Here is a 16,372-nt window from a genome sequence, read left to right on the forward strand (position 1 = left end):
GGTCGGGCCACAAGCTAGAAGCCGGGGGAGGGGACAGGACACCCGGAACCATCCGGAGTGACAGGCCCCTCCCTGACCACAGGAGCGTGCTGGAGTGCTAAGCGACCGCCGGACCGGCATCGTTCAGCCAGGCCCACTCCGACCACGTGGCGAAGCCGGTCTGCCACCTGTGGTAGACACCGGCGTGGCTGGTGGCGAGCACCTCGATGCGGCCGTCGGCGTTGGTGCCCGCGGCGATCTCGGTGCCGCCGCCACCGAAGGTCTCCCACTCCGAGAACGGGGCGTTCGGGCGCGTCTGCCAGGCGTGGCTCGCGGCGTTGGCGTTGATCGCGTACACCTCGACCCGGCCGTCGGCCGTCCGCGCGACGGTCAGTTCGGCATTGGTGATGCCGCCCATGCCCGCCCAGTCCGACCAGGAGGTCGGGCTGGTCTGCCAGCGGTGGAACACGCCGTTGGCATTGGAGGCGAACACCTCGAGCCTGCCGTCCTGGTTGTAGCCGGCGGACAGGTCGTGACCGCCGCCGCCGAAGTTCTCCCAGGCGGACCAGCCGCCGTTGACTCCGGTCTGGTAGAGGTGCTCGAAGGTCGAGTCGGAGAGCGCGAAGACCTCGAGGCGCCCGTCGGCCGCGGTCTCGATGGCGAGCCGGGAGTTCGCGGGGCCGCCGGCGGTGCCCTCCCAGGTGGCCCAACCGCCGCTGGGGGCGGTCTGCCACCGGTGGAACACGCCCGTCGCGTTCGAGGCGAACACCTCGATGCGGCCGTCGGCGTTGGTGCCCGCGGCCAGCCGGTATCCTCCGCCGCCGAAGTTCCCCCAGGCCGACCAGCTCCCGCCGGGCGAGGTCTGCCACATGTGGTCGAAGGTGCTGTCCGACAGCGCGAACACCTCCAGGCGGCCGTCCGCGTTGGATGCCACGGCCAACTGAGCGTTGCGCGGCCCCCCTTCGAAGCGCCACTGCGACCAGCCGCCGTTCACCGCCGTCTGCCACGAGTGGTAGACGCCGTCCGCGCCGGCGGCGAAGGCCTCGAGCCGTCCGTCCGCGGACCGCCCGGTGGTCACCCGGCCCGACCCGTACGGGTGCTTCGGGCCGCCGGCGCTCGTACCGGACCACAGGGCGTTGGCGATGAGTGCCGCGTCGCCCGCCTCGATGGCGTACAGGCCGCGCAGGTCCTCCCTCGGCCGCTGAACGTGCCAGCACACCTCTCCGACCGCCTCGTTGTTCCACGAGCCGCCCGGATACATCCGTTCCACCTCGTCGAAGAAGGCGTTGGTGGCGTAGACCGGGTCCAGACGCTCCTCCCGGGTGCCCCACCAGTCCTGCTGCTGGAACAGCCCGAGGCTGGTGTAGTCCACTGCCTGGGCGTAGTTGTTGAGGCTGGACTCCACGATGACCGTGGCGATGGCGATGGTCGCGGCCCGCTGGTTCAGGCCCCGGTCCTTCACCGCCTGCGTCACCCGCCGTGCGCAGGACACCTTGTAGGCGTTCATGTAGCCGGCCATCTTCGCCTGCAGCTGCGGGTTGAGCTGGTCGGCCAGGATGCCGTCGGTGGCCGACGGGCCGGCCGGATCGCACGGTACGGTCGGAATGGCGAAGCCCTGCGGGCCGCTGAAGTACCGCGAGACGCCGGAGCGGTCACCGCCCGGGCCCGGGCCCGGAACGGGTGCGGGCGACGCGGCGGAGGCGACCGAGGCGGTCATGCCGAGGACCAGCGCCCATATGCCGGCCGCGAAGGCCAGTCTGGTGAACACGCGCCACAAGCCGGATATCGCCATGGTGATCCCTTCTGTCGTGAACTGAAGTGCGCGGTATCCGCTCGCCTTTCGGCTGCCGACCGCGGCGGCCGCCCTGTCCGACGCGCATCGGGACACCGACCGGAGGAGTCCGGGCCCACAGAGTTCACCGGGCGCCGTCGCCCCTGTCACTCCGGATCGTTCCGGATGCTTCCGCGGCGTCCCCGCGACTACCTTGTCGACCGCTCCGGCCCGTGGGGGAGCAGGCCGATCAGTCGCTCCACCGGCCGTTTGTCGTTCATCCGTTGGAAGGAGACGCCGCCGTCGAGACGCGGCGGCGGCGGTTCCGGCAGCTCCCCCCACCGCCCTTAATCGACGTGCGCACACCTGTCAGTCCGGAACCTTCCGGGGTCTGCGGACCCGTGCACCGTTGCTACCTTCCAGACGCATCGTCAGGCTCCCGACCAGGAGGACACAGTGAGCGCGCAGCACCCCAGCCGCAGGAACATCCTGAAGACCGCCGGCGGCCTCACGGCCGCGATGGCCATGGGTGGCGCGGGAGTCCTCGCCGCCGCGTCGACCGCTTCCGCCGTCGGTGACATCCCCGGCCTGCACATCACGGAACGCGGCGAGCAGGATCACCGGATGTGGTACTACCGGTTCCAGACCTCCGCCATCGGCGGCTGGACCCCGGCCGTCAACGTGCTGCTGCCCGACGGCTACCACACCAGCGGGCGCCGCTACCCCGTCCTCTACCTGCTCCACGGTGGGCTGGAGGACTTCATCACCTTCGACCGGTTCCACGACATCCGGGGTCTGACCGCCTGGAAGGACATCATCGTCGTGATGCCCGACGGCGGGCGCGCCGGCTGGTACTCCAACCCGGTGAGCTCCAACATCGGCGCCCGGAACTGGGAGCACTTCCACATCGGGCAGCTGATCCCGTGGGTCGACGCGAACTTCCGTACCTATGCCGAGTACGACGGCCGCGCCGTCTCCGGTTTCTCCATGGGCGGCTTCGGCGCCCTGAAGTACGCGGCCAAGTACTACGGCCACTTCGCCTCGGTGAGCGCCCACTCCGGCCCGGCCAACCTGCGCGGGGGCAACGGCGACCTGGTGACCCACTGGGCCAATGCCTCCTCCGCCGCCGTGGAGCTGAACGGCGGCACCATCTACGGCGCGCCCTTCTGGGACCAGGCCCGGGTCAGCGCGGACAACCCGTGCGAGCGCATCGAGAGCTACCGGAACAAGCGGGTCTTCCTGGTCGCCGGCACCAGCCCCGAGGACATCCAGGGTTACGCCAACGAGACCCTGGTGCTGGCCACCCAGCGGGAGTTCAAGTGGAACCTCGACCGCGTGGGCATTCCCTACGAGCAGCACGAGGTGGGCGGCGGCCACTATATCCGCCGGGATCTGCTGGAGCACGACATCAACGGCATCATCGACCGGCTGCGCAAGGCGTGAACGGCCCCCTGAGCCGCGTTCTCACGGCGGCTGCCGTCCTCCTTTCGGCGCTGTCGGCGCTGGCCGTCACGGGTTCGGCCGAGGCCCGGACCGCCGAACTCGCCGCTGCCTGCCCGACCACCGGGCCCGTGACCCAGCACTTCCACAGCGGCCACAACGGCGTCGACATCGGAGCCGCCCTCGGCACACCGATCTACGCGGTGGGCGACGGGGTGGTGACCATCTCCGGATACGTCGGCGACTACGGCCAGTGGATCCGCATCCTGCACCCCGACGGGAGGATCTCCGAGTACGGCCACATGTCCAGGCGGGACGTCTTCGAGGGCGACCACGTCGTGGCCGGCCAGCAGATCGCCCTGGTGGGCGCGGAGGGCACCAACGTCGACGGCCCCCACCTCCACCTGCGGATCTGGGGGGACCAGTCCGCCTCCTGGGGCATCGACCCCGAGGCCTACCTCGGCGAGCGCGGCGTCGTGCTGCCGTGCACCCCGGGCAGCGGTCCGCGGCCCAAGCCGCTGGTGTATCCGGCGGAGTCGGGCCGGGTGGTGTCGGCGAGGTCGGCGGACGGACGCCTCGAGGTGTTCGCCGCCGGCGCCGACGGTGTGCAGCACGCCTGGCAGCAGGAGGCGAACGGCAACTGGTCGGCCTGGGAGCAGCTCGGCGGGCCGGGCAACGCCGAACTGGCGATCGCCCCCAACGCCGACGGCCGCCTGGAGATGTTCGCCCTGGCCGGCAACACGTTCCAGCACCGCTGGCAGCTCTCTCCCTCCGGCGGCTGGTCGAACTGGGAGGCCTTCGGCGGCGGCGGGCACGACACGGCGGCCGGAGTGAACGCCGACGGCCGGATCGAGGTCTACGCCTCCAACCCGTCCGGCGTCTTCCACCGGTACCAGGTCGCCCCCAACGGCGGCTGGTCGGAATGGGAGCCCACCGGCGGAGGCCCCGCCAACGGCCGCCTGGAGATGGAGAAGTCGCCCGACGGCCGGCTCGAGGTGTTCGCCCTGAGCGCCGGCACCTTCCAGCACACATACCAGACGGCCCCCAACGGCGGCTGGTCGAACTGGGACGCCTTCGGAGGCGGCGGCCACGACCTCACCGTCGACCACAACGCCGACGGCCGTCTGGAGGTCTTCGCCTCCGGCCCGGAGGGTGTGTTCCACAAGTACCAGACGAGCCCGGCCGGTTGGTCGAACTGGGAGCCGACCGGCGGTCCCGCCGACGCGCAGCTCACCAGTGCGCGCACGGCGGACGGACGGGTCGAGGTCTTCGCGATGAACGGCAGTACGGCCGTGCACGCCTGGCAGACGGCCGTCAACGCGTCCTACGGAGACTGGTCCGCCTTCGGCGGAGGCGGCACCGAAGTCACGGCGGTGGCCAACGCCGACGGGCGGATCGAAGTCTTCGGGACCAGCCACGCCGGCACCTACCACCGATGGCAGACCGGCTTCTCCAGCTGGTCCGACTGGGCCTGGCTCAACAACACCGCCGGCCCCGCCCTCGACTGACGGCCCGCTCCCGACGCCCTCCGACCGCCCCCACCCCGACCCGTGGTCGGCCGTGCCCGCAGGGGCCCGGCCGACCACGCGGCCTGCCTGGAGAGACTCATGCTTCCGATCAGCAGACGGAACCTGTTGCTGGGCGCCGCAGGGGCGGGCGCACTGCCGTTCCTGGGCTACGGCCGGGCCGCGGCCCGGGCCGCCGACGCCGCACCGCCCCCGCGATGGGTCGGCGCTGGACCCTTCACGTACGTCTACGACCCCTCGACCGCCGAGGGCCCGCGCTATCTCAACGACCACACGCTGATCAAGGCGCAGGGCCGATGGCACCTGTTCAGCATCGTCGGACGCAGCGCGCCGCGCGGCGAATCCCCCGACAGTACGAGGGAGACCTCCTTCGCCCACGCCTCCGCGCCGAGCCCGAACGGCCCGTGGACCACCCACGCCGACGCACTCACCCTCGCCCCGTCCTACTTCGGCGAGGAGCACCTGTGGGCGCCCCACGTCGTGGAGGCGGGCGGCAGGTTCTGGATGTTCTACGCAGCCGGCGGCGCGAGCGGCGCCGCGATCAGCCTCGCCACCTCGTCCGACCTGTTCACCTGGACGCGCGAGCCCTCCGGCCCGCTGTTCCGCGGACTCGCGGCGCGTGACCCGATGGTCCTGCGGGTCGGCGGCGAGTGGGTCATGTACTACACGGAACTCTCGGGCCCCGGCGGCCACCATGTCGTGGCCTGCCGACGGTCCGCGGATCTGGTGCACTGGAGCGAACCGGGCACCGTGTTCACCGACGCGACCACGGACACGACCGTCTCGGTCACCGAGTCTCCGTACGTCGTGGAACGGGACGGCTGGTACTACCTGTTCATCGGCCCGCGGGGCGGCTACGAGGGCACGGACGTGCTGGCGTCCCGGGACCCCTTCCACTTCGAGCTGGACGGCTACGCGGGCCACGTGCCCGGTCACGCCGTGGAAGTGGTCGCCGACGGGGACACCTGGTACGCGAGCGCCGCGGGCTGGTTCCGGGGCGGGCTGCACGTGGCGCCCCTCCAGTGGCGGGACGCGCCACCGCCGTGGCAGAGCACGGACAATCCGGTGACCGGCCTCGACGCCGCCGGCCGCCTCACGTTGTTCGCGCTCGACGCCTCCGACCGCTCGATGCTCCGCCGCGTCCAGCTCGACCCGGACACCGACGGCTGGTCGCCGTGGGAGACGTTCGGCGGGCCGGCCGGTGCGGTCCCCACGCTCGGCCGCAACGCCGGCGGCGCGCTCGAGGTGTTCTCGCTCGCCCCCGGGGGAGCCAACCTGCACCACCGGGCCCAGCGTCCGGACGGCGGCTGGTACGACTGGGAGGAGTTCGGCGGCCCGGCCGGCGCGGCCCCGGCCGTCGCCCGCGGCGCCGACGGCCGGCTGGAGGCGTTCGCCCTGAGCCCCGGCGGCGCCTCCGTCGCCCGGCGACGGCAGGGGGCACCGGGGTCCTCGGCCTGGGACCCGTGGGAGACGGACTTCGGCGGTGCCGCGGGCGCACCGCCGGTGGTCGCTGCGAACGCCGACGGCCGGCTGGAGGTGTTCGCCCTCTCGCCCGGCGGCGCCGGGATCTTCCACCGGTGGCAGGAAACGCCGGGCGGCGCCTGGACCGCCGCGTGGCAGCGCTTCGGCACCGCGTCCGGCGCGGCACCGCGGGTGGCCAGGGACGGCAGCGGCCGGCTCACCGTCGCCGCGATCGGACCGTCGGGCGTGGGAACCTTCAGCCGGCGGCAGTCCGTGCCGAACGGAGGCTGGGACGAGTGGCTGCCGATGTTCGGCTGGAGCGCCGCCGCCCCGGCGTTCGCCGCCAACGCCGACGGCCGCCTCGAGGCGTTCTCGCTGACGCCCGGGGGTGCCCGGCTCGACCACCGCTGGCAGAGCGCTCCCGGCGGAATCTGGGCTTCCGGCGGGGAGTTCGGGGAGCCCGGCATCAGGCTCGCCGCCACGCCCGCGGCCGCGCTCGACCCCACCGGACGCACGCACGTCTTCGCCGTCACCACCGAAGGCAGGATGCGCACCCGCGTCCAGGACCGGCCGAGCGGCGGGTGGCGGCCGTGGACGTCCTTCGGCGACCGGACGGTCGCACCCGTCGTATCGGGCCGCCCCGCACTCTGAACCCGGAGTGCGGATCGCGCCACGTGAAAGGGACGAAAGGGCGGTTCTGCGGGGCCGTGGCTCCCCGGGCACGGTGACCTTCCCCACCTCGCCAGGTCCCGTACGCGACGTCCGCGAACAGGGGCGCAAGGGCCGATCCCGCACGCCCCGCCCGCGGTGGCGGTATGCCGCGCTCGCTCGCCGCGACACGACAACTTCCCCCGAACCGCTCGCCGGAGAGCCGGAAACGACCCCAAACCGCCGTCGCCGCAGGAGGGTCGGAGTGACCCGGGACACAGGGGGTGCCGTCCGCGAGGAGAGTGCCGGCAAGCCTCCCGGCAAGGGGGCTCGGAGAGCCTCCCGGGGCGACTGGTGCGGGCCGTCCGACCCGACGTGCCGTCCCGGCCGAAGTGGCTGAAGTGCGCCGGTGAACTCCCTTGAGAGATGAGTATTGTTCCACTCGTCGGTCCGGCAATGACGCGTGGAACGGGGGGAGCGGTGAGCGGGGTGGTCGTCCATCTGCCGCAGGGGTGCAGTGGCGCCGACGGCGGCGAACCGTACGGCGATGCGGTGACGTTACGGCTCGGACCGGGCCAAGTCGCCCGCTTCGGACGCGGATCCGCGCAGGTCCCCGTAGAGCTCCGCCTCGCCGACGCGGCGATCTCCCGGCTCGCCGGGGAGATCCGCGTGACCGACGACCACTGGCAGCTGACGAACCACAGCGCCACCCACAGCTACCTCGTGGAGAACCCGGAGGGTGCCGGGGAGTACCTGAGGGTTCCGCCCCGCAGGGTCGGGGCGCCCGTCCCGTTCGAGTTCTCGCGCGTCGTGCTGCCCACCCGCAGCGACGTACCCGTCTCCTTCCAGGTGTTCGCTCCCGATCACGTCTACCTGGACCCGGAGGCCATGGGCGCCCCCTGGGGCCGCCTCACGGTCACCGCCTACTCGCTGGACGAGACGGCCACCTACTTCCTGGTCCTCCTCGCGCTCTGCGAACCGCGCCTGCGCGATCAGTCCCGCGTCGCGGTCCCCACCACGCCCCAGATCGTCGAACGGCTCAGGGGCCATGTCGCCTGCGCCACCCTGACCGCGCGCGCCGTCAGCTCCCACATCGACTACCTCGCCGAGGAGAAGCTGCGCATCGGCGCCTCGGACCCGCGCGAACCCGGCAAGGGCGACCGCCGCAACGGCAAGCGGGAGGAGATCGTCGGGCTCGCCCTGCGGTTCGGGCTCGTGCGCGAGGAGCACCTGACGCTGCTGCCACCCCTGACGGGGGCCGGCGGGCGGGAGCGGCAGGCCGCGCGATGACGACACCCCGCACCCTGCGCGACATCACGGAATGCGACGGTACGGACCTGCTCCCGCCCGGCCACCGGGTGCGGAACTGGACGATCACCGACCTGATCGGGGCCGGAGGCTGGTCCACGGTCTACGCCGCACGGCCCGCCGACAGGTACCCGGACCGGACCGGACGGGCCCCCGGGCGCGCGTCCGCGGCACCCGCCGACGTCGCTCTCAAAATCATGCCGACCGCCGGGTATGCCCCGCGCCAGACGCGCAGGATCGTGGAGTCCGCCCGCCGCGAGGTCGAACTGGGACGCAGGGCCGGGCACGGCCGGCTGATCCGGCTCGTGGACTCCTTCGTCCTCGAGGCACCGGACCGCCCCGCCCTGGACGGCGCGATCGTGCTGGTCATGGAGCGGGCCGCGGGCAGCCTGCGGGACCTCCTCGACGCGGGGGTGGCCGAGGCCGACCGCCCCCGGCTGATCGCGGGGATCTGCGAGGGACTGGCCCATCTCCACCGGTCGGGTTGGGTTCACGCAGACCTCAAGCCGGAGAACGTCCTGCTGGACCGCGACCGCTCCGTGAAGCTCTCGGACTTCGGGCTGGCCACCCGGATGACGGGAACCCACGGGTACGCGCCCCCCATGGGCACCTTGGACTACCTTCCGCCCGAGCGCTGGCGGGCACCCCTCGGGGAGCTGGGCGTCGAGGTCCGGCCGAGTGCCGACATCTGGGCCCTGGGCATCATCATCCACGAGGTGTTCGGCTCCGGCGCCTCCCCGTTCTCCGGCGCCACACCCATGGCACGGGGCGCCGCCGTCCAGGAGTACGGAGAAGGGCGCGCGCCGCTGCGCATGGACCAGGCCGTGCCGCCGTTCTGGCGCGCACTGGCCGCCGACTGCCTCGCCCCGACCCACGCGGCACGTGCCCGGCACACCGCGGAGAGCCTGCTCGCCCGCATCGCCGCCGAACAGGGGGCGGGCGGGAGGGGCGGGGGACGGCTGTGGGGCCGGGCCCGCGCCGCGATCCTCACCACCGCGCTCTGCGGGATCGCCGGTACGGCCCTGTGGTCGGACGCGGCACGGGCGAGCTCCTCGGCACTGGACGGCCCGGAGGGCGCGGCCGCCGGCACGATCCGGGTGTTCAACGCGGAGAAGGGCTGCCAGGAGCGGGCCGACCGGGACCCGCAGTGCAGTCTGGGCCTGGCGATCGACCCGATGCGCCAGTACACCGCGGACAACGTCGTACCGTCCCGGGTGTGGCACGGCGACGTCCTCGCCGTCGACTGCCAGCTGCCCGACGGCCGGGCCGTCATCGACGAGGCGGACCTGCAGTCCACCCGCTGGTTCCACGTCCGCCTCCCGCCCGGCTCCACACCCCCCACAGCGTGGCTCCCCGCAGTCCGCACGAAGGACCGCCCGGCACTACAGGGCTGCCCGGCCCCGTGACCGGAGGCTGACGTCCCCGGCCGGTGCGCCTTCACGGGCGTGTGGTGCGGGCCCCCGCCTCGCAGGGGACGGCCTCATTCGGCAGCGGTGTCGCCATGGCGATGAGCCACCCGCCACCTGCCGTCCTCACGGCGGTACACCTGGGTGGCCCGCAACGTGTACGTGCGTGGTTGCCCGTCGACAGAGGCGGAGGTGTGTTCAAAGCCGGCCGTGTAGGCCATGTCGCCCACGACGTCGTACGCCTGCAATTCGAACGTGTACGAGGTGCAGTCGGAGAAGCTCTTGCCGAGTGCGGCGAAGAGCTCGTCGAGCTCCTGCTGGCCGTTGGCGTTGCGCCATGCGCCCAGGACGCTGACGGGCTCGTTGCGTGACCAGAGAGCCCGGCGGGGCGCCGGGTTGCCGTTGTGCAGCGCGAGCTCCGCCTCGTACAGGGCGGTGTGGACCCAGACCAGGAAGCCGTCGCGGTCGCTCGCGCCATTGTCATTGCTGCTCATCGGAGACGGGCCTCGAATCCCTTGGCCGTGCCGTCCTCCTCGATCAGGTAGACGCCGACCTTCCACTCTTCGCTGTGTGTCATGACGTGCCTCCTCGGACTCAGGGCCCTGTCATCCCAGCGGTTTCCAGAATCCCTCCGTGCGGGCGTATCGGCTAATGCGGCCCCTTCGGTCTGGATGTGCCCCTACCTGGCGGGTAGGCGCGAAACATCCGCATGCATGCCTGTGCCGGCCGGGCGCCGAGGGCGGGGGTGCCGCCCCGGTCCGTCGGCCCGGACGGCCTCGGGAGGCGGTGTCATGCCGACCGGGCGGACGATGGATCCGTAGGACCCGGTTCCCGGAGGGCCCGCCCGAGCGACTCGGGGCCCGACGGCGACCGCGGGCGCAGGGGAGACTGCGGCGTTGGGTACAGGTGCCAGATGAACGAGCGCGTCCCGGTCGACGAGCTGATCAGCAGCGCCGCGCAGGCGGCCGGCGGATGGCTGGGCGCACTGCCTGTCGCGCTGGTGGCCACCAGCGCGGACGGGACGATCGTGCGCTGGAACCAGGTCGCCCAGGAACTGCTCGGCTACGCCCCTCCGCAGATGCTGGGGCGCAACATCGCGGACCTCCTCCATCCAGGATCCGATCGCAGCCTGGGCCGCTCGCTCTGGGAAGCCGCGGCGGCCGGGCGGGGCGTGATGGGCACGGTGACCGCCTGGCACCGCGACGGGCACCCGCTGGAGCTGGAGATCTGGGCCTCTCCGGTGTCCGACCGCCGGTACGAGGTGGCCACCGTGCTGGTCTTCGCCGCCGATGCCCACGCGGCACGGCGCATCCGGGGGTCGTCGGCGGTATGGGACGGCTTGTTCGCCCGCTCGCCGGTCGGCATCGCGATTCTCGACTCGCAGCTGCGGTTCCTGCAGGTCAACGCCGCGCTCGAAGCCATGAACGGTCTGCCGGAATCGGCACACGTGGGTCGTCGCCTGGCGCAGATCCTCCCGGAGGTGAACGCCCGCGAGATGGAGGAGGCCATGCTGCAGGTGCTGGAGACCGGGCGGCCCGTCCTCGACCGCCGCCGTGTCGGACGGACTCCGTCGGAACCGGACCACGACCGCGTGTGGTCGTGCTCCTACGTACGGGTGGAGGATCCCGCCGGCATGCCGATCGGCGTCATCGCCTCGCTCGTCGACATCACCGAGCAGCAGCGCGACCACGTGGAAGCCGAAGCCGGCCGCCGCCGCCTCGCCCTGCTCAGCGAGGCCAGCATCCGGGTCGGCTCCAGCCTCGACCTGGAGCGCACCGCGCAGGAACTCGCCGATCTCGCCGTACCGCGCCTCGCCGACGCCGTCACCGTGGACGTCCTGGACGCCCTGGCACGCGGGGACGAGCCCGGCATGGGGCTGACCGGCGGGGCCGCCCTGCGGCGCCTCGGCAAGGCCCCGCTGTCCGGATCGAAGGTGACCGACATCCTCGCCCCCCTCGGCAGGACGCTCGTCTTCCCCGCCGCCGCCCCCTACACGCAGGCCCTCGCGTCCCGGCAGCCCTTCCTGACCGCCCGTCTCGACGAACAGGCCGTCGCCCCCGCCGCCCGGCACACGGCCAAGCCCGCCCAGCTGGTCGCGGTGGGCGTGCACTCCTTGGTCATGGCGCCCCTGGTGGCCCGGGAGACGGTGCTCGGCGTCGCCACCTTCTACCGCACGCGCCCGATAGGACCCTTCGGCTCCGAGGACGTCACCCTCGCCGGTGAACTCGCCGCCCGCGCCGCGCTCAGCATCGACAACGCCCGGCTCTACCATCACGAGCACGACACTGCGGTCATCCTCCAGCGCAGCATGCTCCCGCAGCACATCACCCCGCCCCCCGGCATCGCGGTCAGCCACCGCTACCTCCCCGCGAGCGACGTCAACGAGATCGGCGGGGACTGGTACGACGTCCTGCCCGTGGCCGACGGCAAGGCGGCCCTGCTCATCGGCGACGTCATGGGGCACGGCATCGCCGCCGCCGCGGTCATGGGCCGGCTGTCCGCCTCCGTACGGGCCCTCGCCCGCCTGGACCTCTCGCCCGTACGGCTGCTGCACCAGCTGGAAGCCGTCCTCGGCGACCTCGCCGAGCCTATGCTCGCCACCTTCCTGTACGTCGTCTGCGACCCGGCCACCGGACACTGCACCGTCACCCGGGCCGGACACCCGCCGCCCGCACTCGTGCTCCCCGACGGCACGGTCCGCCTCCTGGACACCCCGCCCGGTGTCCCCCTGGGGGTCGGGGGCATCGACTTCACCCCCACCGACATCAGCGTGCCTCCCGGCAGCCTTCTCGTGCTCTACACCGACGGACTGATCGAGGCCCGGGGCCGCGACCTCGACGAACGGCTCGACGAGCTGACGCAGCTGCTCGCGGATCCGCAGCGGCAGCTGGACCACCTGTGCGACTCGCTGATCACCCACCTCGTTCCGGCGGCGGCCGACGACGACGTGGCACTCCTGGTCGCCCGCATCGGCGGGCTTCCGTGAGGGTTCGGGCAGCGCGCGCGAAGCGCCCCGCGGCGCGTGGCTGCGGGGCGCCTTGTGGGGTTAGTCGATCTGCTCCCCGTCCTTCGTACCGCCCTGGCAGTAGTTGCCATCGTCATTGATCGCGGGCGTTCCGCCGCCGTCCTTGCATTCGGAGGGGGTGACGACGGATGGGGCGCCCTGTGCGACGGTGGCGGCGGTGGCGGTGGCCACGCCTGTGAGGCCGAATCCGGCGAGGGCTGCCGTGGCGATGACGGCGGCGAAAATTCGTCGAATGCGCATGCGGTTCCCCTTTCGCGGGTTGCCTCTGTGGGGGCACTATCCAGCTTCTCACTCATGGGAGTGGCACGTCCTGTTGGGCCACACCGGTGACCGTGCCGTCGGGTGCCGCGCGGGGGAGAGGGTGCGACGCTGGAGGGAGGACCAGGACCCGGCCAACCCGGAAGGCAGGTGCGTCCATGCGCACGTCGACCCGTATCGCCGGTGCCGTCACCGGCCTGACCCTCATCCTCGGCGGCGCCGTCCTCGCCGCTCCCGCGGTCCGGGCGGACATCCCCGCCTGTACGCAGATGGCCGAACTGGCCGGTGCCACCTCTTCCGAGTCCGTTGCGGCGGCCTGCAGCCGTGGAGTGTCCGGAGACCTGCAGAGTTGTGTGACCGGGCTGAGCGAGGCCGGAGTGGCGGGCGGCGCCGCGACCGGTGCCTGCCGGATGGCCGCCCACGAACCGCGCTAGCGACGCGCACGCGGCGTACCGGTGCGCAGCCGGACGGTCACCGCCCGGGCGCGGCGCCCGGCCCCCGCCTCGCGGGCCTCATGGGGAGCGCCCATGCTGAGTAAGAGGGCGCCGTCGTCTTGAGACTTGTCCTTCCCGAAGGCCGAACGAAGGCGCCTGAGAGGAGGAGGAAGTCATGCGCATGCGAAGAATCCTGGGCCTGGCGCTGGCCTCGGCAACCCTGGCCGGCATGAGCGCCTTCGGCGCGGTCAGCGCAGGAGCCGCCTCGTCTCCGAACATCTCCAGAGACGAGTGCACGGCCGCCGGCGGACAGATCGCTTCCGTCGCGTATGGCGGCGACGTCTGCGTGCTGCCCGACGGGACCAAGCCGAGGATCACTTGACGGTCCGGCACACGTACGTAGCGGCCCGCAAAGGCACGTAACAGCACCAACGAGGAGCCGACCGGCACGGTACGACCGCCGGTCGGCTCCGCCATGCTCCTCCACGATCCAGGGGTGACTCCGTCGTTCGGCCCATCAAGGGCACCGGCCACCACGCCGAAAAGGACCAAGCGGAGTCGCCCCGCCCTCGCGTTCCGGTACGCCTCCGCGCCCCGGGCCGCCCGAAGACGGCGGTTCCGTGCCCCAGCCGACAGGCCCGGAGGAGATCCCGCATGCGCGTCGTCCTGCCCCTGACCGCCGTCACCGCCGCCGCGCTCCTGCTCGGCACCGTCACCGGCGCGACTCCCGCCGCAGCGGACCGGAACCCCGACGGCGCACCCCTGGTCAAGGTGTCCCAAGACGACCCGTACGCGAACTGCACCATCGGAGCGAGGTCCCCCGACAGCATCGCCTACCCGGGCACCGAGGTCGAGCCGTACCTGTCCGTCGATCCGCGCGACTCCCGGCGCGTGGTCACCGTGTTCCAGCAGGACCGCTGGAACGACGGCGGTGCCCGTGGCCTGGTGGCCAGTTGGAGCACGGACGGCCACACCTTCCACCGGAGCACGCTGCCGTTCAGCCTCTGCGCCCCGGGCGGAGCGGACTTCGAACGGGCCTCCGACCCCTGGGTGAGCACCGGACCGGACGGCACCGTCTACGCGAGCGGCGAGGGCGTCGACTTCACCAAGAGCACGCGCACGGGCCTCCTGGCCGCCACCTCCCGCGACGGCGGCCGCACGTGGCAGAACCTCACCACCACGCACGTCGACGAGCAGCCGTTCTTCAACGACAAGCCCTCCATCACCGCCGACCCGATCCGCGAGGGCACCGCCTACCAGGTCTGGAACCGCCTCGACAACGACCCGCCCGGCCCCGGTGCCCTCGACGGTCCGGGCTACATCTCCGTGACCCGCGACGGCGGCCGCACCTGGAGCGGGGCCCGGCAATTCGTCGACACCGGCAGCGTGCCCAACACCCAGACCATCGGCCATCAGATCGTCGTCGACCGGAACACCGGCACCCTGTACGACTTCTTCGACCGGATCACCTACACCGACGACCTGAGCTCCGTCGTCGAAGCCCGCTACGAGGTGGTCACCTCGACCGACGCCGGGGAGACCTGGAGCGCCCCGGTCACCGCGGCCCGGGACACCTCCGTACCGGAGGTCGACCCGAACGACCCCACCCGGTTGCTGCGCGCCGCGTCCACCCTGCCCAGCCCGGCCGTCGACCCGAAGACGGGCACGCTCTACATGGCGTACGAGGGCTCCGACTTCTCCGGCGGCAGGTTCGACTCCGTCCAGCTGGTGCGCTCCACCGACGGCGGACGCACCTGGGGGACCCCGGAGTTGATCAGCCCGAAGGACGTGCCGGCCTTCTCCCCGTCGATCGCGGTCGACGAGCGGGGCACGGTCGCACTCACCTACTACGACCTGCGCTTCCTCGAGCCGGGCGACACGACCACCCTGCCCACCGCCTACCAACTGGCCACCCTGCCCCACGGGGACCCGAAGCGCCGGACCGAGCGACGCATCTCGCGGATCTTCGACTGGCTGCAGGCGCCGTTCGCCGGGGGCTACTTCCTCGGTGACTACCAAGGCCTGGTGGCCGACGGCGAGGGTGTACGGGCGGTGCTCACCGAGACCCACTCCGACGCGCCCCACAACCGCACGGACGTCTACACCGGCAGTTTCCGCACCCGCTGACCGACGGCGGGTGCGGGTCACCGCCGCCTCAGAACAGCGAGTTGTTACCGTGCAGCCGACGCCGCAGGAAGGTGGCGAAGGTCTGGTCCTCAAGGTGCGTGAGGGAGCTGCCGTCCGGCTCGATGTAGGCGACCCGCCACTCCTGGGGGTCGCTCTTCATCGTGAGCCAGCCGATGACCCGGCCTTCCACCTCACCCCACTGCAGGAACAGCCGGTCCTCGTCCAGCCAGGTGAGCCCTGCGACGGGGAACACCCGGGCGCCCGCGATGATCCCGCCGGGGAACTCCCGCATGATGGCCAGGTAGTCCGCCGGGAGGGCGGTGGGCGACCCGTTCCGATCCCGTTCCACCAGCTCGTGTGCGTACTGCCGGATGCCCGGGACGCCGAGGCTCCGCAGTTTGACGAGGATCTCGTCCAGCGCGGCGATGTCCCGGTCCGCCAGTGCCATGGCCGTCGCCCGCTTGTCGTCCGCGAGCTTGCGCCACGAGCCCGACATGTACTGCGCGTCCGTCTCGAACAGGGGAGTCTCTTCGGAGCGCCCCGATACTTCCCGTGCGATGAATTCCGATGTGGTGAAGGGGAGTTCCAGCCAGAACTGGAAATCGGAATCCGCGAGGACGGTCGTCCAGTCCGCGGTGTCGGGGGCGGTAGTGTCCCAGAGCAGCGCGCCGTCATTCGCGGTGCGGCCCCACGGCACCAGTCCGCGGGACTCGGGGAAGAGGAATTGCGGAAGCCTTTGCTCCCGGGAGTGCAGGTAGTACCGCATGTCTTCGAGGCGCAGTGCCGCGCTCGAGGTGAACTCCTCCAGGGAACGCACGGGGAGTTCGGAGCGAGTGAGCTTCACGGAAGCCGCGATCAGGCCCTGCGGGACCGCGTTGAGCAGCAGTTCGAAGTCCTCGGGCACGATCTGCCCGTATCCGTCGCCCGCCGGTCGCTCGGGGGCGACCATGCCGAGCATCCGGACGACATCGAGATGGTTCATGGTTTCC

13 protein-coding genes are annotated in these 16,372 nt (G+C 72.1%); 9 read left to right on the forward strand and 4 right to left on the reverse strand.

Annotation, left to right across the window (positions count from 1 at the left end; all coding sequences use genetic code 11):
- Positions 1-97: 97 nt before the first annotated feature.
- Complete coding sequence (locus ACFRU2_RS07900) at positions 98-1,771, reverse strand: peptidase M23 (protein ID WP_382969022.1); 1,674 nt, start codon at positions 1,769-1,771, stop codon at positions 98-100.
- 435 nt (positions 1,772-2,206) lie between these two features.
- On the opposite strand from ACFRU2_RS07900, the gene ACFRU2_RS07905 reads away from it, so the two are divergent.
- The 5 genes from ACFRU2_RS07905 to ACFRU2_RS07925 all read left to right on the forward strand — a co-directional run bounded on the left by ACFRU2_RS07905 (position 2,207) and on the right by ACFRU2_RS07925 (position 9,539).
- Entirely contained in the window at positions 2,207-3,193 is a 987-nt protein-coding gene (locus tag ACFRU2_RS07905; RefSeq protein WP_382969025.1) for an alpha/beta hydrolase-fold protein, read from the forward strand.
- On the forward strand, positions 3,190-4,698 hold the full coding sequence (locus tag ACFRU2_RS07910; protein ID WP_382969027.1) for a peptidoglycan DD-metalloendopeptidase family protein: 1,509 nt from the start codon (positions 3,190-3,192) through the stop codon (positions 4,696-4,698). Before ACFRU2_RS07905 ends, ACFRU2_RS07910 begins: the two co-directional genes overlap by 4 nt.
- Positions 4,699-4,797: 99 nt before the next feature.
- Positions 4,798-6,828 carry a family 43 glycosylhydrolase gene (locus ACFRU2_RS07915; protein WP_382969030.1) on the forward strand — a complete coding sequence of 677 codons (2,031 nt, stop codon included), beginning with the start codon at positions 4,798-4,800 and terminating at the stop codon, positions 6,826-6,828.
- A gap of 477 nt (positions 6,829-7,305) precedes the next feature.
- Positions 7,306-8,115, forward strand: coding sequence for a serine/threonine protein kinase (locus ACFRU2_RS07920; RefSeq protein ID WP_382969616.1), 810 nt, complete (start codon positions 7,306-7,308; stop codon positions 8,113-8,115).
- A complete protein-coding gene (locus tag ACFRU2_RS07925; protein WP_382969032.1) occupies positions 8,112-9,539 on the forward strand; it encodes a serine/threonine-protein kinase in 1,428 nt (475 codons plus the stop codon). The genes ACFRU2_RS07920 and ACFRU2_RS07925 overlap by 4 nt, the downstream gene beginning before the upstream one ends.
- Positions 9,540-9,613: 74 nt before the next feature.
- On the opposite strand, the gene ACFRU2_RS07930 is transcribed toward ACFRU2_RS07925, so the two are convergent.
- On the reverse strand, positions 9,614-10,033 hold the full coding sequence (locus tag ACFRU2_RS07930; RefSeq protein ID WP_382969035.1) for a nuclear transport factor 2 family protein: 420 nt from the start codon (positions 10,031-10,033) through the stop codon (positions 9,614-9,616).
- Positions 10,034-10,452: 419 nt separating this feature from the next.
- On the opposite strand from ACFRU2_RS07930, the gene ACFRU2_RS07935 reads away from it, so the two are divergent.
- Positions 10,453-12,525, forward strand: coding sequence for a SpoIIE family protein phosphatase (locus ACFRU2_RS07935; RefSeq protein WP_382969038.1), 2,073 nt, complete (start codon positions 10,453-10,455; stop codon positions 12,523-12,525).
- Between the two features lie 60 nt (positions 12,526-12,585).
- Here ACFRU2_RS07935 and ACFRU2_RS07940 read toward each other — a convergent pair whose 3' ends face one another.
- Positions 12,586-12,804, reverse strand: a complete 219-nt coding sequence (locus ACFRU2_RS07940) for a hypothetical protein (protein WP_382969040.1) — start codon at positions 12,802-12,804, stop codon at positions 12,586-12,588.
- Between the two features lie 176 nt (positions 12,805-12,980).
- Here ACFRU2_RS07940 and ACFRU2_RS07945 point away from each other — a divergent pair, with 176 nt between their 5' ends.
- The 3 genes from ACFRU2_RS07945 to ACFRU2_RS07955 all read left to right on the forward strand — a co-directional run bounded on the left by ACFRU2_RS07945 (position 12,981) and on the right by ACFRU2_RS07955 (position 15,383).
- The gene (locus tag ACFRU2_RS07945) at positions 12,981-13,256 is read left to right on the forward strand and encodes a hypothetical protein (protein ID WP_382969042.1); all 276 of its coding nucleotides are present in this window, start codon (positions 12,981-12,983) and stop codon (positions 13,254-13,256) included.
- A 175-nt stretch (positions 13,257-13,431) separates the two neighbouring features.
- Entirely contained in the window at positions 13,432-13,638 is a 207-nt protein-coding gene (locus ACFRU2_RS07950; RefSeq protein ID WP_382969045.1) for a hypothetical protein, read from the forward strand.
- 272 nt (positions 13,639-13,910) lie between these two features.
- On the forward strand, positions 13,911-15,383 hold the full coding sequence (locus tag ACFRU2_RS07955) for a sialidase family protein (protein WP_382969048.1): 1,473 nt from the start codon (positions 13,911-13,913) through the stop codon (positions 15,381-15,383).
- A gap of 28 nt (positions 15,384-15,411) precedes the next feature.
- Here the strand turns inward: ACFRU2_RS07955 and ACFRU2_RS07960 are convergent, their stop codons facing one another.
- Positions 15,412-16,365 (reverse strand): hypothetical protein, encoded by a 954-nt coding sequence (locus ACFRU2_RS07960; protein WP_382969050.1) that lies wholly within the window; start codon positions 16,363-16,365, stop codon positions 15,412-15,414.
- Positions 16,366-16,372 lie beyond the last annotated feature (7 nt).

The organism is Streptomyces sp. NPDC056883, assembly GCF_042788835.1.
GTDB classification, from domain to species: domain Bacteria; phylum Actinomycetota; class Actinomycetes; order Streptomycetales; family Streptomycetaceae; genus Streptomyces; species Streptomyces stoeckheimensis.

Bases quoted from the DNA above. Each gene is read 5' to 3' on its own strand.
- ACFRU2_RS07935 (WP_382969038.1), top strand. From the start codon at position 10,453: ATGAACGAGCGCGTCCCGGTCGACGAGCTGATCAGCAGCGCCGCGCAG.
- ACFRU2_RS07915 (WP_382969030.1), top strand. From the start codon at position 4,798: ATGCTTCCGATCAGCAGACGGAACCTGTTGCTGGGCGCCGCAGGGGCG.
- ACFRU2_RS07925 (WP_382969032.1), top strand. From the start codon at position 8,112: ATGACGACACCCCGCACCCTGCGCGACATCACGGAATGCGACGGTACG.
- ACFRU2_RS07955 (WP_382969048.1), top strand. From the start codon at position 13,911: ATGCGCGTCGTCCTGCCCCTGACCGCCGTCACCGCCGCCGCGCTCCTG.
- ACFRU2_RS07900 (WP_382969022.1), bottom strand. From the start codon at position 1,771: ATGGCGATATCCGGCTTGTGGCGCGTGTTCACCAGACTGGCCTTCGCG.
- ACFRU2_RS07940 (WP_382969040.1), bottom strand. From the start codon at position 12,804: ATGCGCATTCGACGAATTTTCGCCGCCGTCATCGCCACGGCAGCCCTC.
- ACFRU2_RS07950 (WP_382969045.1), top strand. From the start codon at position 13,432: ATGCGCATGCGAAGAATCCTGGGCCTGGCGCTGGCCTCGGCAACCCTG.
- ACFRU2_RS07930 (WP_382969035.1), bottom strand. From the start codon at position 10,033: ATGAGCAGCAATGACAATGGCGCGAGCGACCGCGACGGCTTCCTGGTC.
- ACFRU2_RS07945 (WP_382969042.1), top strand. From the start codon at position 12,981: ATGCGCACGTCGACCCGTATCGCCGGTGCCGTCACCGGCCTGACCCTC.
- ACFRU2_RS07960 (WP_382969050.1), bottom strand. From the start codon at position 16,365: ATGAACCATCTCGATGTCGTCCGGATGCTCGGCATGGTCGCCCCCGAG.